This is a genomic window from Streptomyces diversicolor, from assembly GCF_057537855.1.
In genome coordinates this window covers 230,542-247,910 of sequence record NZ_BAAJXA010000008.1, presented here as the reverse complement: position 1 = coordinate 247,910, position 17,369 = coordinate 230,542, and the positions used below count along the sequence as shown (strand labels likewise).

The following is a 17,369-nucleotide window of genomic DNA, read 5'->3' as shown; positions in this document are numbered from 1 at the left end:
GCCACGGCACCTACTCACGCCGTACGGCACCAGACTAACGGCGCAGTGCCCTCGGTTTGCCTGCCTCCACAGGCTGGGTGGAATCGAGGTGCGCCCAGACGATCAGCCGGTGGCTGTGGCCCCATTCCGGTTCGCAGGTGGTCAGCGTCAGATAGCGGCCCGGACGCGTGTACCCGGACATACGTGGCACAGGATCGATCACCTCAACGGCCGTCGGGACGGTTTTGTAGGGCCCTTTGTCGATCCGATACGTGAACCAGGTGGTTCCGTCCGTGAGCACCACCGCGTCGCCGGGCCGCAGCGCGGGAAAGTCCTTGAACGGATCGCCGTAGGTGCGCCGATGGCCCGCGACCGAGAAATTGCCCCGCTGGCCCAGCCGGGCGGTGCGCGCGTAGTGGCCCAGCCCCTTCTTCAGCAGGTCGGTGCCGGTGCCCTCAAGCACCGGCTTGTTCCACGTGAAACCGAACCGCGGGATGTACATGATCGCGAAGGCCCTGCCGGGCCGGTACGGCGTGGGCGTGGCGGGGCCGCCGGCGGCGCCGGCGCCGGGCGGCTCGCGCACGCTCCCCCGCGACCACTGCTGCTGAAGCCGCTCGACCTGGTCGCTCATGAGGCCGTCGGCCTTCACCCCGGTCCAGAACAGCACATACGCGACGAACAGTACGATCAGGGCGCCGATGGTGATGCACAGCTCACTGACGGTCCTCACGATCACGCGCACCGGCAGCTCCTGTACGGACGCCCCTACGTGCTAGTCGACGGGTTTCGCGTAGTGCAGGTCCACTGTGCCCGAGTAACCCGGCAGCGTCACCGTGCCGTCGTCGGTGACTTTCCACCCGAGGCCGTACACGTTCACGTACACCATGTAGTTCTGGATGGCCGGCGAATCCGCGAGCGCCTTCTGCAGCTTCTCCGGGTCGCCGACCGCGGTGATCGTGTACGGCGGCGAGTAGACGCGGCCCTGGAGGATCAGCGTGTTGCCCACACAGCGCACGGCGCTGGTGGAGATCAGCCGCTGGTCCATCACCTTGATGCCCTCGGCCCCGCCCTGCCACAGGGCGTTCACCACGGCTTGCAGGTCCTGCTGGTGGATGACCAGGTAGTCGGGCTGCGGCTCAGGGTAGCCGGGGAGCTTCGCGGTGGCGTTGGGCGGGGCGTCGTTGAGCGTCACCGTGACCGCCTTGCCGGTGAGCTTGTGGGTGCCCGTGCTCTTCTCCAGCCCGGACAGCTTCTCGTCCTGCGCCCTGCTGCTGCCGTCGTCGCGCTCGGCCAGCGCCTCGATCTCGTCGCGCGCGCCCGCGTTGCCCTCGTCCAGCTCCTTGTTCTTGCGGCTGCGCTCCTGGATCAGGTCGGACAGCTTCAGCAAGGAGGCGTCGGTGCGGATGTCGGTGCCCTTGGCCGTGTCGAAGCTGGTGAAGAAGATGAGCCCGGCGAGGGCGAAGACGCCCACCGTGAGGATCCGCACCGGCCGGAAGGAAGCGTGGCGAACCGGCGGGGAACCCGTTGATCCCGTCCCGGGGGAGTCGGCAGAATTGCTCAACGTACCCTTATCTCCTTCGGCGCCGCGGAAGCACTACGCTAACGGACGCCCGGGGGAGCGCTCAGTGTCCCCTTGTACGCTGCCCTGAGCCCGATCCAGTTCCCTGCGCGGCCACGCAGCGCATCGACAGGAGAGACCCTCGTGCCGAAGTCACGTATCCGCAAGAAGGCCGACTACACGCCGCCGCCGGCGAAGCAGGCGGCCGCCATCAAGCTGAACAGCCGCGCCTGGGTCGCACCCGTGATGCTGGCCATGTTCCTGATCGGCCTGGCCTGGATCGTCGTCTTCTACGTGACCGACGGCTCACTGCCCGTCGATTCCCTGGACAACTGGAACATCGTGGTCGGTTTCGGCTTTATCGCCGCCGGGTTCGGTGTCTCCACCCAGTGGAAGTAGCGGCCGCTTTCCGGTGAACACGGCTCTGCCCAGAGCTATCCGCTGAGTTATCCACAGGCCTGGGGTCGTTTCCACATCCCCCTGGGGAAAAGACGACGATCTGTGGATAACTCATCGAGTGTTGACGCCGGTGTGACTGGCCTACTGGTCGCCGCAAACCTGTTCGCCCCCTGTCCGACCTGGGAAAACACACCCGAGCGACAGGGGGAACAGCTGTTCCCGCACACTGTGCACAAGATCCGGCACGCGCTGTGGACAACGGTTCGGTATCGGCCGAGCGGAAGGTCCCTCCCGATCAGGTCAGCTGGGCCGTTCTGATCACCGTCAGGACCACGACCACCACCAGCACCAGGGCGCAGGTGCCGTACTGGATCAGCGCCCGGTTCTTCCGGGGGGCGTGGATCATGGCGTAACCGGTGACGACGCCGGCGACCAGGCCGCCGATGTGCGCCTGCCAGGCGATGTTGAAGCCCGGGCTGAAGGTGAAGATCAGGTTGATCACCAGCAGGGCGATGACCGGGCGCATGTCGTAGTTGAGCCGGCGCAGCAGCACGGCCGTGGCGCCGAACAGCCCGAAGATCGCTCCGGAGGCGCCCACCACGGCCTTGTTGGGCGCGGTGAGGAGATAGCAGAGCGCGCTGCCGGCCAGCCCGGAGACGAAGTAGAGCGCCAGATAGCGGGCACGGCCGAGGGCCGCCTCCAGAGGGCCGCCGATCCACCACAGGCTGAGCATGTTGAACAGGATGTGGATGACGCTGCCGTGCAGGAACATCGAGGTCAGCAGGCGGTAGTACTGGCCTTCCGCGACGCCCTCGACCGGCCCGAAGAACTGGTAGGAGGCCTGGCCGATCAGCTCGAACTGGTTGGTGAACCGATTGCCGACGGCCTGCTGGACCAGGAAGGCGGCCAGGTTGAGGCCGATCAGGACCTTGGTGACCAGCCGGGGATCGGCCGTCAGGGTGCCGCCCGCGAGGGTGCGGGGCTGGGCGGCGGCCGGGGGGTGCCCGGTGCCGGAACCGCCGCGCACGCAGTCGGGGCACTGGAAGCCCACGGACGCGCTGACCATGCACTCCGGGCAGATCGGGCGCTCACAGCGGGTGCAGCGGATGCCGGTCTCGCGGTCCGGGTGCCGGTAGCACACGGGCACGCTCCGGGCGTCCTGCGCGCGGCCTGTGGCCTGGTCCATGGGGTCCCCTCGGTCGATCCTGGGCACTACACCGCCCCGCCCATCCTTACGGACGAGCGGGGCGTTTGGTTCCCTGCGGGAGGAACCGCCGAGCTCCCGGGAAGCGCGGCGCCGCCGGGAAGCTCGCGAAGCCGCCGGGCGGCGCGGGTCCGCCGGGGCGCGGGGCGCGACCGGGGAGCGCGGGGCTCCCGGGAAGCGGGGCGGTCTCAGCCCTCGCGCTTGTCGATGACGACCGACTCCAGCACGACGTCGTTGACCGGCCGGTCGTTCGGCCGGCTGGTCGGGACACCGGCGATGGCGTCCACGACCTTCTGGCTGGCCGGGTCGGTGACCTCGCCGAAGATGGTGTGCTTGCGGTTCAGCCAGGTGGTCGGGCCGACCGTGATGAAGAACTGCGAGCCGTTGGTGTTCGGGCCGGCGTTGGCCATGGCCAGCAGGTACGGCTTGTTGAAGGACAGGTCCGGGTGGAACTCGTCCTCGAACTCATAACCGGGGCCGCCGATGCCGGTGCCCAGCGGGTCGCCGCCCTGGATCATGAAGCCGCTGATGACCCGGTGGAAGATCGTGCCGTCGTAGAGCTTGTCCTGGCTCGTGGCGCCGGTCTCCGGGTGCTTCCACGCCCGCTCGCCCTGTGCGAGTTCGACGAAGTTCTTGACCGTCTTGGGCGCGTGGTTCGGAAAGAGCCGGACCTCGATGTCGCCGTGGTTGGTCTTCAGGGTGGCGTAAAGCTGCTCGGCCACGATCTGCCTTCCGTTGTCTGCTTGTGACTCCCCCGATCCTCGCACGGCACGGCCCCCGCGTCGCCCGACGGCCGTGGGCGGGTCCGCATCCGCACGGAATCGCTTGCGAGAAATGCGGAAAAATCAGCCGTCTCCCCCCGGGCCGGAAGCGTTCGACGGCGATCCATGGCATTGTCGACGGAAAGCCCCCATTGACCGGAATCCGCGATTCGCCCGCTCTTGTCCGTTGATCGGGTGGATCGGCACCCGTATGCCCGCCCCGCATGCCACACGACGCGCGGGCAGGCATGATCCTGAAAAGGGTGGAAAGTCGAAATACCGTACGCCACCGAGGAGGAGGATCCCGTGACCCGCATCGACAGCGTGCGCGCCGCGACCGGCTCGGCGAAGGACAGCGTGCTGCACGCCGCGGAAGTGGTGGCGCCCTACGCCGACACGGCCAAGGAGCGTGCCGCGTACTACGCACAAGAGGCACGCGTACGGCTCGCGCCCGTGATGTCGCAGGCCGCCGAACAGGCCCGCGTCCAGTACGACGCCCGGCTGGTTCCGCGCCTGGAACAGGCGCGTTCCCATGTGCCGCCGAGGGTGGACCAGGCGGCGCACGACGCGGCCGCCCGTACCCGCAGGGCGGCCCGGCAGGCCGCCGCATACTCGCGGCCGAAGATCGAGCATGCCGCCGCCGTGGCGGGGCCGGTCCGTGAAGAGGCCGCCGCACGCAGCGCCGCCGCGCTGGCCGCGCTGCGCGGCCAGGTCTCGCCCCAGGAGATCCAGCAGCTGATCCGCAGGCATGAGCGCCGGGCGAAGGCGGGCCGGGTGGCGAAGGCGCTGGCCGTGGTCGGCGTCCTGGCCGGTGGCGCCTTCGCCGTCTGGAAGTGGTGGGACAAGCAGGCCAACCCCGACTGGCTGGTGGAGCCGCCCGCCGCGACCGACGTCCCCGAGCCGGACCGGCTGAGTTCGGTGGACGGCAGTCCCGATGCCTCGGTCCTGGACCCCGAGGTACAGGCCAAGGAGGCCGAGGGGCGCGCCACCAGGGACGACGAGCAGCCCTGACGCCCGGCATCAAGCCGTTCGGCCGTCGTGGGCGGGAGACCTCCGTGGGTCTCCCGCCCACGCCCGTGTTTCACGTGAAACATCCGAATGGGGGCGGTCAGGCCCGCCGACGGGATTCCTCCAGATAGTGCAGTACGGCGGCCACCCGCCGGTCGACCCGGTCGGTGGGGGCGAGATCGAGCTTCGCGAAGATGCTGCGGATGTGCTTGTGGACGGCGCCCTCGGTGACGACGAGCCGCTCGGCGATGGCACCATTGCCCAGCCCTTCCGCCATCAGGGCCAGCACCTCCCGCTCGCGGGGGCTCAGCCGCTCCAGCCGGGTGTCCTGACGGGAGCGGGTGAAGAGCTGGGCGACCACCTCGGGGTCGATGGCGGTGCCGCCGCCGGCCACCCGTCCCAGCGCGTCCAGGAACTCCTCGACCCGTCCGACCCGCTCCTTCAGCAGATAGCCGAGACCGCCCACCCCGCCGGTGAGCAGTTCGGTGGCGAAGGACTGCTCGACATAGGCGGACAGCACGAGGACGGCCAGGTCGGGCCGTCTGCGCCGGGCCTCGACGGCCGCCCGGATGCCCTCGTCGGTGTGCGTGGGCGGCATCCGTACGTCGAGGATCGCGACGTCGGGCTTGTGCCGGTCGATGGCGTCGAGCACGCCGTCGGGGGTGTCAGCGGTGGCCACCACGTCCAGGGACTCCGCGCGCAGCAGGAGGGCCAGCCCCTCGCGCAGCAGCGGGTCATCCTCGGCTATCACGATCCGCATGTCACGATCCGCCCGTCACGATCCACAGGTCACTGTCCGGCCGGCCCGGTCCACGGCGTTACGCCCCCGCCTCACGAGCCACCGCCCCGAGCCGGCGGTCCGTCCTGCACGGTCCGCGCGTCGTCCATGGGCGGGACCGGCGGTCAGGCGCCGGCGGGCAGGTCCACTTCGAGGACGGTGGGTCCGCCCGGCGGGCTGGCCACGGTGAGCGTACCGTCATGCGCGGCGACGCGGCGCCGGATGCCGCTGAGTCCTGAGCCGCCGTCCTCGTCCGCGCCGCCCCGGCCGTCGTCCTCGATCCGCAGGACCAGCCGTCCGCCCCGGCCGCGCACCGTCACCGCCGCCGACGCGGCTCCGCTGTGCTTGGCGATGTTGGTCAGCGCCTCGGCCACGACGAAGTAGGCGGTGGCCTCCACGGACGCGGCGCAGCGCTGCGGCGCCTCGACATCGATGCGGCAGGGCACGGCGCAGTTCGCGGCGAGACCGGACAGTGCCCCGGCGAGACCGCGGTCGGCGAGCACGGGCGGCAGGATGCTCCGGGAGACCGTGCGCAGCTCCGCCAGCGCCTGCTCGGCGGCGGACTGCGCGCGTTCCAGAAGCTCCTCGGCGCCGGACGGGTCGCGGGCGACCATGCGGCGGGCGGCCCCCAGCAGCACGGTCACGGTGACGATCCGGTTCTGGGTGCCGTCGTGCAACGAGCGCTCGATGCGGCGCAGTTCGGTGGCGTGGGCGTCGAGCGCGGCGGCGCGCGTCGCGGTCAGTTCGGCGACGCGCAGGGACAGGTCGGTGTCCGGGCCGACGGCGAGCAGGCTCCGGCCGGGCCGGGCCTGCAGCCGGGCCATGCCGGGTGTCAGACCCACGATGACGGCGACCCAGGCCACGCCGAGGAGGGCCACGGAGGCGGCCGCCGTCCAGGAGTGCGCGACCCCGAACCCCAGCGACGTACTCGTCACGCCGTCCGGGACCAGACGCCACCACAGCGGAAAGGTGGCGTCCCGCACGGCGGCGAGGGGCAGCAGGATCGCGAACCAGCCCAGCAGCAGGCCGAGGGTGCCGTGCCGGACGAGCCAGCGCAGCTCACGGCGCGTGGTGGGATCGCCGAGCGCCGCGCGCAGCCCGCCCGGGGGTGCGTCGGGGGCCATGACCTCGGGACCCCAGCGGCCCAGCCGCTCGCGTTCCCGGCCGGCGAGGCGGTGCAGCGCGCGCAGCGCACCGGTGCCGAGGAGCAGCCCCACGCCGACCGGCGCGGTGACCGCGCTGAGCACGAGCCACAGCAGCACGCCCAGCGCGAGCACGGCCGTGCCGAACCCGCCGACGAGCTGTTCGAGCGCGCCGAGCGCGGCCCGGACGGTCCGTACGGCGTCTTCTTTCAGCCCGGTCCCGCCGGTGTCGCCGCCCGGGGCCGTGTCGCCGGAGTCGCCGCCCGGAGCCGTCCCGGCGGTGCCGCCGCCTGCGCCGCCCGGGGTCGTGTCCCCTCGTGGGCCGCCCGGGGGCATGTCACCGCGGGCACCGCCCGGGGGCGTGTCACCGCCAGGCATGGCATTCGCTGTGGTGGTGCGGTCCGTTCCCATCCCTGCCTCCCCGCTCGCCGCCGACCCTACGACGCCACCGGGCGGGACGGCGGGCCCGCGGGCGGAAAGTACAGCCTGCTGTACCCGCGACCGGGCGGCTCACGGGATCGGCCCGGGGTGCCCTCGCTCCGTAGCGTCCCGGAGTGACGGAAACCGATGAGCGCGTCCACCCGGAGGAGCCCCGCATGCCGGACAACGACCCCTACCGCCTCACCCAGGCCCCGGCCCACGAGGGCGGCCCGCGCCCCGTGTCGCCCCGGGTCGGCCGGACCCTGCTGTGGTTGCTGCTGGTGCTGAGCGCCGCCGCCAACACGGTGACCTCGATGGCCGGTGTCACCGTCGTGAGCCTGGCCTGCGGCCTGGTCACCGCGGCCTGTGTGATCGGCCTCGTCGTGCTGCGGCTGCGGGGCCGGCGATGACCACCGCCGCCGGTCCGGCCGCCCGCGCCACACTGGGCACCCCCGCCATCGCACTGGAGCACGTGACGAAGACGTACGACGGTGGCGTCCGCGCCCTCGACGACGTCTCGCTCACCGTCGGCCACGGCACCTTCCTCGCCGTGATGGGACCGTCCGGCTCCGGCAAGAGCACCCTCATGCACTGCGCCGCCGGGCTCGACACCCCGACCACGGGCAGCGTCCGCATCGACGGCCGGGAGACGGCCGGTCTGAACGAGACCCGCCGCACCGAACTGCGCCGAGACCGCGTCGGCTTCGTCTTCCAGGCATACAACCTGATCCCGTCGCTGAGCATCGAGGACAACATCACGCTGCCGCTGCGGCTGGCCGGCCGGCGCCCCGACCGGGACTGGCTGCGGATCCTGGTCGAGCGGGTCGGGCTGACCGACCGGCTCGGTCACCGCCCGGCGGAGCTCTCCGGCGGCCAGCAGCAGCGGGCCGCCGTGGTGCGGGCGCTCGCGGCCCGGCCCGCCGTCGTCTTCGCCGACGAACCGACCGGGGCGCTGGACCTGCGCAGCGCCCACCAGGTGCTGGACCTGCTGCGCGAACTGGTCGACGAACTGGGCCAGACGGTCGTGATGGTCACCCACGACCCGGCCGCCGCGGCCCGCGCGCACCGGGCGCTGGTGATGGCCGACGGCCGGGTCGTGGACGCCCTGGAGGCCCCCGCCGCACCCGAACTCGCCGACCGCCTCGTCACGTTGGGAGAGCGGTAGCCATGCTGCACCTCGCGGTCCGTATGGCCGCCCACCGGATCGCCGCCCTGCTGGCCGTGGCGTGCGCCGTGCTGGGCGGCGGGGCGCTGGTCACCGCCACGGGGGTGCTGGCCGAGACCGGTCTGCGCTCGCATCTGCCCCCGGGCCGGCTCGCCGGCGCGGACCTGGTGGTCGGCGCCGACCAGGAGTTCCACCCGCAGGGCGACCTGCCGATCGCCCTGCCGGAGCGGGCCAGGGTCCCGTCGGCGCTCGTGGACCGGCTGGCCGGGCTGCCGGGTGTCACGAAGACGGTCGGTGACATCGCCTTCCCCGTCTCGCTCGTCGACACCCACGGCGGGGTCCTGCCGGCCGCGGACCCCGGACCCGCGGGGCACGGCTGGTCCTCGACCGGGCTGCTCGCGAACGCGCGGGTCGAGGGCAGGGCGCCGACCGGCCCCACCGAGGTCGCCGTCTCCGCCGGACTCGCCACGGCGGCCGGGGTCGGCGTCGGTGACCGGGTGCGGGTCCTCGCGGCCGACCGGCCCGCCGCCGCCTACCGGGTCTCGGCGGTGGTGACCGCGCCGGGCGCCGGGGTCTACGTCGCCGACGCCACGGCCGTACGCCTGTCGGGCCGTACGGGAAGCGTGGACCTGGTCGGGCTGACCACCGAGCCGGGTGCGCGCGACCGAGTCGCCGACGCCGTGCGCGAGCGGGTCGCGGGCAGCGGGCTGAAGGTCCGTACCGGAGCGGACGTGGGCGCCGCCGTGTCGCCGGGCGCGGACGCCTCACGCTCGCTGCTGATCCTGCTCGCCGGCTCGCTCTCCGGGATCGTTCTCCTTGTCACCGGGTTCGTCACCGCGGGCGCGCTGGGCGTGTGCGTCGCCGGGCAGCGCCGCGACCTGGCGCTGATGCGGGCGGTGGGAGCCACCCCGAAACAGATCCGCAGGCTGGCCGCCGCCCAGTCGACGGTGGTCGCCGCGGTGGCCCTGGCGCCCGGAGTGGGCCTCGGCTATCTGCTCGCCGGGCGGTTCCGGGACCTGCTGACCGACCGCGGCGTGCTGGCCGCGGACCTCCCGCTCGCCATCGGCCCGCTGCCCGCACTCGCCACGGTGCTGCTGATGCTCGCCGTGGTCCGGCTGTCCGCCCGAGCGGCGGCCTGGCGGACCTCGCGGATGGCGGCCACGGAGGCGGTCGCCGAGTCGCGCAGCGAGCCGCGCCGGCCCTCCCGGGCGCGGACCCACACCGGTCTGCTGCTGATCGCCGCCGCGTGCGTGATGTCGGCGCTGCCGCTGCTGTCGCGGACCGTGCTCGGCGCCGGCGCGACCTCCCTCGCCGGCATCGTCTCGGCGATCGGCCTGGCGCTCGCCGGTCCCGCCCTGGTCACCCGCGCCGGGTCGGCGGCGGTACGGCTGCTGCGGCCGGGCACCGCCGCGCCGACCTGGCTGGCGCTGGCCAACATCCGCGCCTACGCCCAGCGGGTCGCCGGCGTGGTCAGCCCGCTCGCCATGGCGGTCGTGTTCGTGCTGACGTACACCCTGACGCAGACCACCGTGCTCGCCGCCACCGACGCCGACACCCGCGACGGCACCCTCGGCCAGTACCGGCTGAGCGCGCCGGGCCAGGGTCCGGTGGCGGCCGGAACGCTCGACGCCGTACGGCGGCTGCCGGGGGTGCGGGCGGCGGCGCCGGTCGGCTCGACCACGGCGGTGTGGCAGTTCCAGCAGTTCGGCGAACCGGCGGCGGAAGCCGAGCCGGCACTGGTCCTGGCCCCGGACGCGGCCGGCGTGCTGGATCTCGACGTGACCGAGGGCGACCTGTCCGCGCTCACCGGGCGGACCGTCGCCGTCAGCTCCGAGGCAGCCCGCTCCCGCGGGGCCGGGCGCGGCGAGCGGGTGCGGCTGGTCCTCGGTGACGGCACGCCGGTCGACGCCCGGGTGGTCGCCGTGTACGACCGCGGGCTCGGCTTCGGCTCGGTGGTCCTCTCCCGGGACCTGGCCGCCGGGCACACCACGACGGGGCCGCAGCAGAGCGTCCTGGTGCGCACCGACGGCACGGCCGAGGCCGACCGCACCCTCGCGGCGTTCGCCGCGTCCCGGCCCGGGCTGATGCTCACCGGGAGCGGCGCGGCGGACGGCGGCGACGACACCCCGCCCGAGGTGTGGATCAACCTGGCGACCATCGTCGTCCTGCTCGGCTATCTGCTGCTCAGCATCGCGAACAAGCTCGTCGCCGCCACCGCGCAGCGGCGCACCGAGATCGCCGCGCTGCGCCTGGTCGGTACGACGCCCCGGCAGATCCGGGCGATGATGCGCCGTGAGGCCGCGGTGATCGCCGCGGCGGCGATCACCGCCGGTGTGCTGCTCTCGGTGGTTCCGCTCGCCCTGCTGGGCCAGGGCTTCCTCGGCCGCCCCTGGCCGGCGGGCCCTCTGTGGCTGCTGCCCGCGGCCGCGGTCACGGTCGCGGCGACGGCCTTCCTCACCGTAGAACTCCCCACCCGCCGCACCCTCCACCACGCCCCCGCCGAAACACTCCGCACGGCGTGACGACGACCGGGGACGGCGCGCGGCGGCGGCACGCGCCGACCGCCGCGCGGTACCGGGGCGACAGCCGCGGAGGTGATCAGCGCGGCAGCCGCGGGGGAGTCGGGGTGGCTGCCGCGGGGGGGGTTGGTGGGGCTGGCGCGCGGAAACCACGGGCGCGGGGCCAGGGGGCGGCGGGGGTGGCAGGCGCGGGGAGGAGGGTGCCGACGCGCACGACGCACGGAACTTCCGTGGGGTGGACGGGAGCACGGGTTCGGGTCGACAGCGGCAGGGGGCGGCGGGGAGGGGTGGCTGTAGAGGCAGGGAAGCGCGGTACGGCAGTTGTGGCGACGGAGGCGGGGACGAACGGCGCCGACGCTTCCGACGCGCGGCACCCCACCGAGTGGGCAGGAGCACGGGCGGCAGCGGCCGGAGCGGCGGGGCCGAGGCCGCAAAGGCAGCAGGCACGGGGGCGGAGGGGCCTGGCGCGCAGGCGCAGGGACGCGGGGCGGCAGGGGCCGGGGCCGAGGAGGCGCGGGGGCGGCGAGGCGCGGGGCGGGGCGGTCAGATGTCTTGTGCGGTGCGGAGGTACGGGCCTGGCTCGCCGTCCAGGCCCGCCACGCGCCGCGGACCCACCTCACCGTCGGGGCCCATCTCACGTCGCGGACCCACCTCGCCGTCGGGGTACGTCGCGCCGTCGGGGCCCGTTTCGCGTCGCGGGGCCACCTCGCCGTCGGGGTACGTCGCGCCGTCGGGGCCCGTTTCGCGTCGCGGGGCCACCTCGCCGTCGGGGGTTTCCTCGTTGGTCGGGGGTGGTGAGGTAGGGCTGCTGGTGGCCGAGGGGAGTTCGTCCGGGAGGTCGACCGACTGCTCCACCGTCGTTCCCGACTCGCCGGACGGGCCGCCCGCGGCGCCGGGGCGAACCGCCACCAGGATCAGCGCGGTCACCGCGACGGCGCCGAGCACGCGGCCGACCCGGTGGGCCCTGGCCCGTCCGTTCAACTCGTGCCAGGCCGGACGGGGACGCGGCTCGTCCCGCTGCCACAGCTCACCGACCGCCGACGCCGACGCGGACTCCCGGAACGGCGCCGGTGCCGGTGCCGACACGGTCATCCGCTCCCGCGCGGACGGCTCCCTGGGCGCACCGGAGACATGGATCGCGCCCTCGCTGTCCCGGAGGAACTTGTCCCACACCTCGTCCGGAACGGACGGCAGGCCGGCGGAATCCTCGGACGACCCCTCGCCGCCCGGCTGCTCAGTGGTCACGTGTCGGCTCCGATGTGCGGGTACCTCTCCAACGCCGTCGATGCGCGGCAGCGGTTAGCATACTTGCATGAGAGCGCAAGTAGCGTCCTGGGACGAGGAGCGGGCCGAACGGTCGGTGGCCGTGCTCAAGGCCGTCGCCGACCCGTCCCGCCACCGGCTGCTGTGGGCGCTGACCGAGCGGGAACTGCCGGTCGGCCGTCTCGCCGAGCTGATCGGCGCTCAGGTCGCGGCCACCTCCCAGCACCTGGCGAAGCTGCGCACGCTGGGCCTGGTGGCCTCCCGGCGCGAGGGCACGCGCATCTACTACCGGGCCGCGGGGCCACGGGTACGGGCGCTCCTGGAGAGCGCGGTCCTGGCGGCCGACGAGGCCGCCCTCGCGGACCCCGCCGCGTTCCCGGAGCCCGCCCGGCCCCCGGAGCCGGCCCGCCGGAAGTCCCGCGCCACAGCCCGAGCCCACCGCCCCGCCACAGAACACTGACCACCACAGACACAGCCCCGCCACAGAACACCGCCCCACCCGCGAGCCGTACCCGCTCCCCGGCCTGGCCCGCCGCCCCCGACCGCCGGTTCGCCACCGCGGCCGGCCCGCGACCGCGTCACCGGTAGCGCAGCAGCAGCATGGCGGCGTCGTCCTGGAGGGGACCGCTGACATGCTGCAACAGGTCCTGCCGCAGGGTCTCCAGGGCCGCCTCGGCATCCCGCTCCTTGAGCAGGTGGGCCCGGTCAGGCAGCGGATAGAAGCGCCCGTCCGCATCCCGTGCCTCGGTCACCCCGTCGGTGTACAGCAGCAGTTGGTCCCCCGGTAGAAAGTCCGCGTGGAAGGGCTCCGGCGGCTCCGCACCGTGCGCGCCGAGGCCCAGCGGCAGCGCGTACGCGGGCGGCTCAGGAAGGTCCACCGTGCCCTCGACGCGGATCAGCATGGGAGCCGGGTGCCCGAAGTTCAGGAACGTGACCCGCTCGTCGCTCACCTCGGCCAGGATCGCGGTGACGAACTTCTCACCGTCCAACTGCCGGTCGACGGCCCGCTCCAGCCGTCGTCCCACCCGCACCAGGTCCGCCTCGTCCGGCGCCGCCTCACGGAACGCGCCCAGGACCACGGCGGCGGTCTCCACCGCCTCCAGCCCCTTGCCCTGCACGTCCCCCACGATCACCCGGACCCCGCCGGGGAAGGCGACCACCTCGTACAGATCGCCGCCGATACGGGCCTCGGCGACCGCGGACATGTACGAGACCGCCACCCGCAGATGCCCGGCCAGCCGCGGCACCGGCTTGAGCAGCACCCGCTGGGCCGCCTCCGCGATCGAACGGAAGCTGTCCAGCTGCGCCTCGCGCCGCTCCCGCATGGACACGGCGACCAGCCCGGCCACCGTGACCCCGACGACGGAGGCGATGGCCATATAGCCGCGCCGGGCGTCGATCAGGTCGTTGTACCAGCCAAGGCCGGCGGAGAGGAGCAGGGCTATCACGCCGATGCAGGCGGTGCGCCGCCAGCCGCCCACGAGCGGAGCGAAGGCGGGCCCCACCGAGATCAGCGGCAGGAACCCCAGTGACGGGCTGGTGGCGAGGTCGGCGACGGCGACCGCCGCCATCGTGGCGAACGGCAGCACGGCCAGCACCGTCAGACCGCGGCTCTGGGCGGGCTCGTCCTTCTCCGGCACCGGGCGCTCCCTCCCCCTCCACGCTTGACGCCGAGCAGGATCATCGTGACAGACCTGTGCATCCGCCTCCAGGGTGCAGAACTCAATTCAGGATCGGCCCGCACCGCCCGTCGTGCACGGAGCCGGAAGCTCCGGGAGGTTCCACTGACGCGGCGGGGGCCGACGGGGAGGCAGGGGGCGGGGGTGCGCTTGTGGGGGACATCGCAGGGGGCGCATCAGTGTCCGCTGGGGGCGCGGAGACTGCGGATGGATTCAACTCGGGGGCAGACGGGGGCGTAGGAGAGCCGTCGGAGGCGCACAAGCCATCGGAGTTGCGCGAGCGGTCGGAGTTGCGCGAGCGGTCGGAGGCGCGCGAGCCCTCCGGGATGCGCGAGCCGTCCGGGATGCGCGAGCCCTCCGGCGTACGCGAGCGCGGCTCGCCACTGCCGACGCACGCTGCCGCATCCGCGAACGCGCCCCCGCCGCCGGACGCCTCGGCGCTCACCCCGACAGCCCCACTGGACGCCTGCGCCTCCGCCCCGGCAGCCCCGCCGGGAGACGCGACGGGCCGGTCCCCAGCGGCCACTTCACCCCCGACAACCCCGGCCTCAACGACCCCTCCCTCAGCGGCCACATCCTCGAACGCACCCCCGCCACCGGACGCCTCCACACCCACCCCGACAGCCCCGCCGGGGGGCACGACGGGCCCGTCCCCAGCAGCCACATCACCCCCATCGCCACTGGCCCCAACGACCCCGGTCCCAACGCCCTCGCCCCCAGCGGTCGTATCCGGCCCGTCGGGCCCGCGTCGGCCCGACGGGCGCCGGAAGGGGAAGCGGGGGACGAGCCAGTGGGGCCGGTGGCCGTGCAGGAGGCCGAGGACGATCGCCGCGGCGACGGCGATCAGATGCTCGCGGCCCGCCAGGTTGGGTACGGCGATCGACTCCCACACCATCGACCCGCCGGTCAGCGTGAACACCACGGGGGCGCGCCGGACGACCGAGAGGTAGGTGAACAGGCCCACCACCGCGGCGGACGGCCCGGTGTCGAGCACCTGCCCGGCCTCGGGCGGCAGCCCCAGCCCCCACCAGCCCGGCCCGAGCGCGATCATCACCCGTACGGTCAGGGTGCCGGCCAGCGTCGTCGCGTACGCCACCGCCAGGGTGCGGGCCCGCCCCAGCGCCAGTTCGGCCAGTGCGAACGCGAGGAACAGCTGGGTGATGCCCGCCCAGACCGGCAGGTCCAGGGCCGGTACGTACAGGGACACCGGCGTACGCAGCAGGGCCAGCCACAGCGGCAGGTCGGCGGTGACGCCGCCCACCCGCCACACCACCAGCGCACCCGCCGGCCGCTGCGCGAGGTCATGGAAGAAGATCACGCCGAACGCGGCCAGGAACGCCAGCGAGAGCGCGAACGGCCCGCGCCGCCGAAGCTGCCGCAGCGGTTCGACGACGATGCCCTGCCACTCGCCGCGCAGCGTACGGCCCGCGAACACCACCGCGCGCAGCAGCAGGCCCCGCGGTCGCCGGTGCCCGTCCTCGCTCACGAAGGCCCGCGGTGCGTCATGATCGGTTCGCCCCCACCCGTAATGACCCCCCGTCACCCATTCCAGACGCCATCGTATAGATCGTCCGAGCCGTACGGCCGGTTCGGGCCCCAGGCGGCCCCGAAGCGGTCCGCCGGATGCCGCCGGCGACGGAGCCGGGACCGGACGGCCGGCACCGCCAAGTAGGCTGAAGCCGCTGCGGCACCCCCACCAACACCGCCCCACGCACAGGGTGTTGGCCTGCGGCGATCAGGAGTCGGCCAACGGCGTGAGGATGAAGCACAGGTGCTGATAGCGGGTCGGTATCGACCGCACACCGCCCTCGGGCGGGGAGCGATGGGCGAGGTCTGGCGGGCACGGGACGAGATGCTCGGTACGGACGTGGCGATCAAGTTCCTGCTGGCCCAGAGCTCCGACGCCACCGCCACCGCCCGTTTCCGGCTGGAGGCACAGACCGCGGGCCGGCTCGACCACCCCCATGTGGTGGGCGTCCTGGACTTCGGCGCTCATGAGGGACGGCTGTTCCTGGTGATGGAACTGGTCGACGGCGACAGCCTCGCGCACGTGCTGTCCACCGAGGGCACGCTGCCCCCGGAGCGGGTGGCCCGTATCGCCGCCGAGGCCGCGGCCGGGCTCGCCGCCGCCCATCAACAGGGCATCGTGCACCGGGACATCAAGCCGGGGAACCTGCTGCTCGCCGCCGACGGCAGCCTGAAGATCGGCGACTTCGGCATCGCCCGCTTCATGGACGACCCGGCGGCCGGGCTCACCGCGACCGGCCAGATCGTCGGCACCAGCCTGTACCTGGCCCCGGAGCGCGCCCTCGGCCGGCCCGCCGGGCCGCCGTCGGACGTGTACTCGCTGGGCTGTGTGCTCTACCAACTCCTCATCGGACGGCCGCCGTTCGAGGCCGACACGGCGGTCGCGATCCTGCACCACCACCTCGACAGCGCGCCCACCCCGCCCCGTGAGCTCGGCGTCGACATGCCGCCCGCGCTGGAGAACTACCTGCTCGGCATGCTCGCCAAGCAGCCGGAGGCACGGCCGGCCGCGCCCCAGGTCGCCGAGTGGTTCGCCGTCGACTCCTGGCGCGGCCACCGCGAACCGCTCCCGCCCGCCGCGCCCGGGAGCGCCGGCGGGCACGCGTCCGGCCGGAGCGGGCCGGCACCCGGTTTCGGTTCCGGCACCGGTGCCGGCGCCGGCGCCGCGGCCGGGTCGAGGCCCCCGTCCGCGGCCGGCCGAGGGCCCGCGGGCGCGGTAGGCCAGCCGGCGCCCGGCCGGGCCGGACGCGGCGACACAGGGGCAGGTGGACGAACCGGCGCCGGCGCGGCCGGACGCGACGGCCCTGGTGCGGCCGGACGCGGCGGCGCCGATTCGATCGGACGCGGAGCCGGTGCGGCCGGACGGGCGGGCGCCCGCGGCGCGGACCAGGCGCGGTATCTGCCCGGCGAGCCGGGCCCGGCGACCACCTACGCGCTGCCGAACTCCGGCGCACACGCCTCCGCGCCGCACCGGGGACGCGCCCGCCGCCAACCCGCACTGCGCCACGTCGTAGCACGCAGCCCGAAACTGGTGGGCGCGATCGCCGCGACGGTGCTCTTCGTGGCCGCCCTGCTGATCGGCATGACCTTGTTCGCACCGGACTCCGGATCGGCGGAGACCTCGGGTCCCGACGCACCGCACAGCTCGGCTCCCGCCCCGTCGTCCGCCACCGAGTCCACCCCCGCCGACTCGATATCCACCGACATGGGCGCCTCCGATCCCGTCTCCGCCGGCACCCCGGACGGCGACGGCGGCCCCGACGGACAGCCCGAGAAGAAGCCGGAACCGAAGAAGCCGGAGCAGAAGGACCCGAAGAAGAAGCACGACGAGGACGAAGACTGACCCGGCGGCCACGCGCCGCCATATCGTCACACTTGACCCCATCGGCACCCAAGATTCACATCTCCGCCGCAATACGGGCACGCGACGGCTAGGATCCCCCACGGGGTGAGCCCGGACGTCCGTC

16 protein-coding genes are annotated in these 17,369 nt (G+C 73.7%); 7 read left to right on the top strand and 9 right to left on the bottom strand.

Annotation, left to right across the window (positions count from 1 at the left end):
• Positions 1 to 34: 34 nt before the first annotated feature.
• Together AC27LF_RS12230 and AC27LF_RS12225 are read right to left on the bottom strand one after the other, a co-directional pair.
• Positions 35 to 721, bottom strand: coding sequence for a class E sortase (locus AC27LF_RS12230; RefSeq protein WP_479656967.1), 687 nt, complete (start codon positions 719 to 721; stop codon positions 35 to 37).
• 30 nt (positions 722 to 751) lie between these two features.
• On the bottom strand, positions 752 to 1,540 hold the full coding sequence (locus tag AC27LF_RS12225) for a DUF881 domain-containing protein (RefSeq protein ID WP_479656966.1): 789 nt from the start codon (positions 1,538 to 1,540) through the stop codon (positions 752 to 754).
• 141 nt (positions 1,541 to 1,681) lie between these two features.
• On the opposite strand from AC27LF_RS12225, the gene crgA reads away from it, so the two are divergent.
• Positions 1,682 to 1,936: a cell division protein CrgA gene (crgA, locus tag AC27LF_RS12220; RefSeq protein ID WP_388705349.1), complete on the top strand. Its 255-nt coding sequence runs from the start codon at positions 1,682 to 1,684 to the stop codon at positions 1,934 to 1,936.
• 295 nt (positions 1,937 to 2,231) lie between these two features.
• Here crgA and AC27LF_RS12215 read toward each other — a convergent pair whose 3' ends face one another.
• On the bottom strand, positions 2,232 to 3,122 hold the full coding sequence (locus AC27LF_RS12215; RefSeq protein ID WP_479656964.1) for a rhomboid family intramembrane serine protease: 891 nt from the start codon (positions 3,120 to 3,122) through the stop codon (positions 2,232 to 2,234).
• Positions 3,123 to 3,328: 206 nt separating this feature from the next.
• On the bottom strand, positions 3,329 to 3,862 hold the full coding sequence (locus AC27LF_RS12210; protein WP_479656963.1) for a peptidylprolyl isomerase: 534 nt from the start codon (positions 3,860 to 3,862) through the stop codon (positions 3,329 to 3,331).
• Between the two features lie 345 nt (positions 3,863 to 4,207).
• Between AC27LF_RS12210 and AC27LF_RS12205 the strand changes: the two genes are divergently transcribed.
• A complete protein-coding gene (locus tag AC27LF_RS12205; RefSeq protein WP_479656962.1) occupies positions 4,208 to 4,912 on the top strand; it encodes a DUF5324 family protein in 705 nt (234 codons plus the stop codon).
• Positions 4,913 to 5,009: 97 nt separating this feature from the next.
• On the opposite strand, the gene AC27LF_RS12200 is transcribed toward AC27LF_RS12205, so the two are convergent.
• Complete coding sequence (locus AC27LF_RS12200) at positions 5,010 to 5,669, bottom strand: response regulator transcription factor (protein WP_479656961.1); 660 nt, start codon at positions 5,667 to 5,669, stop codon at positions 5,010 to 5,012.
• A gap of 143 nt (positions 5,670 to 5,812) precedes the next feature.
• Positions 5,813 to 7,207: a sensor histidine kinase gene (locus AC27LF_RS12195; RefSeq protein WP_479656960.1), complete on the bottom strand. Its 1,395-nt coding sequence runs from the start codon at positions 7,205 to 7,207 to the stop codon at positions 5,813 to 5,815.
• A gap of 176 nt (positions 7,208 to 7,383) precedes the next feature.
• On the opposite strand from AC27LF_RS12195, the gene AC27LF_RS12190 reads away from it, so the two are divergent.
• From AC27LF_RS12190 to AC27LF_RS12180, 3 genes are read left to right on the top strand one after another with little or no spacing between them, the layout of a single operon-like run.
• Positions 7,384 to 7,659: a hypothetical protein gene (locus AC27LF_RS12190; protein ID WP_479656959.1), complete on the top strand. Its 276-nt coding sequence runs from the start codon at positions 7,384 to 7,386 to the stop codon at positions 7,657 to 7,659.
• Positions 7,656 to 8,414: an ABC transporter ATP-binding protein gene (locus AC27LF_RS12185; RefSeq protein WP_479656958.1), complete on the top strand. Its 759-nt coding sequence runs from the start codon at positions 7,656 to 7,658 to the stop codon at positions 8,412 to 8,414. The genes AC27LF_RS12190 and AC27LF_RS12185 overlap by 4 nt, the downstream gene beginning before the upstream one ends.
• Before the next feature lie 2 nt (positions 8,415 to 8,416).
• A complete protein-coding gene (locus AC27LF_RS12180) occupies positions 8,417 to 10,936 on the top strand; it encodes an ABC transporter permease (protein ID WP_479656957.1) in 2,520 nt (839 codons plus the stop codon).
• A 540-nt stretch (positions 10,937 to 11,476) separates the two neighbouring features.
• Here the strand turns inward: AC27LF_RS12180 and AC27LF_RS12175 are convergent.
• The gene (locus AC27LF_RS12175) at positions 11,477 to 12,178 is read right to left on the bottom strand and encodes a collagen-like domain-containing protein (protein ID WP_479656956.1); all 702 of its coding nucleotides are present in this window, start codon (positions 12,176 to 12,178) and stop codon (positions 11,477 to 11,479) included.
• Positions 12,179 to 12,245: 67 nt separating this feature from the next.
• Here AC27LF_RS12175 and AC27LF_RS12170 point away from each other — a divergent pair, with 67 nt between their 5' ends.
• On the top strand, positions 12,246 to 12,656 hold the full coding sequence (locus AC27LF_RS12170; protein ID WP_479656955.1) for an ArsR/SmtB family transcription factor: 411 nt from the start codon (positions 12,246 to 12,248) through the stop codon (positions 12,654 to 12,656).
• A 118-nt stretch (positions 12,657 to 12,774) separates the two neighbouring features.
• Here AC27LF_RS12170 and AC27LF_RS12165 read toward each other — a convergent pair whose 3' ends face one another.
• Both AC27LF_RS12165 and AC27LF_RS12160 read right to left on the bottom strand, forming a co-directional pair.
• On the bottom strand, positions 12,775 to 13,767 hold the full coding sequence (locus AC27LF_RS12165; RefSeq protein WP_479657012.1) for a PP2C family protein-serine/threonine phosphatase: 993 nt from the start codon (positions 13,765 to 13,767) through the stop codon (positions 12,775 to 12,777).
• A 151-nt stretch (positions 13,768 to 13,918) separates the two neighbouring features.
• A complete protein-coding gene (locus AC27LF_RS12160; protein ID WP_479656954.1) occupies positions 13,919 to 15,361 on the bottom strand; it encodes a hypothetical protein in 1,443 nt (480 codons plus the stop codon).
• 336 nt (positions 15,362 to 15,697) lie between these two features.
• Between AC27LF_RS12160 and AC27LF_RS12155 the strand changes: the two genes are divergently transcribed.
• Entirely contained in the window at positions 15,698 to 17,245 is a 1,548-nt protein-coding gene (locus AC27LF_RS12155) for a serine/threonine-protein kinase (RefSeq protein ID WP_479656953.1), read from the top strand.
• Positions 17,246 to 17,369: the final 124 nt, after the last annotated feature.

What these genes read in the sequence shown, in the direction of transcription:
- AC27LF_RS12200 (WP_479656961.1), bottom strand. Translation starts at nt 5,669, where the DNA reads ATGCGGATCGTGATAGCCGAGGATGACCCGCTGCTGCGCGAGGGGCTG.
- AC27LF_RS12215 (WP_479656964.1), bottom strand. Translation starts at nt 3,122, where the DNA reads ATGGACCAGGCCACAGGCCGCGCGCAGGACGCCCGGAGCGTGCCCGTG.
- AC27LF_RS12165 (WP_479657012.1), bottom strand. Translation starts at nt 13,767, where the DNA reads ATGGCGGCGGTCGCCGTCGCCGACCTCGCCACCAGCCCGTCACTGGGG.
- AC27LF_RS12170 (WP_479656955.1), top strand. Translation starts at nt 12,246, where the DNA reads ATGAGAGCGCAAGTAGCGTCCTGGGACGAGGAGCGGGCCGAACGGTCG.
- AC27LF_RS12155 (WP_479656953.1), top strand. Translation starts at nt 15,698, where the DNA reads ATGGGCGAGGTCTGGCGGGCACGGGACGAGATGCTCGGTACGGACGTG.
- AC27LF_RS12195 (WP_479656960.1), bottom strand. Translation starts at nt 7,207, where the DNA reads ATGCCTGGCGGTGACACGCCCCCGGGCGGTGCCCGCGGTGACATGCCC.
- AC27LF_RS12185 (WP_479656958.1), top strand. Translation starts at nt 7,656, where the DNA reads ATGACCACCGCCGCCGGTCCGGCCGCCCGCGCCACACTGGGCACCCCC.
- AC27LF_RS12180 (WP_479656957.1), top strand. Translation starts at nt 8,417, where the DNA reads ATGCTGCACCTCGCGGTCCGTATGGCCGCCCACCGGATCGCCGCCCTG.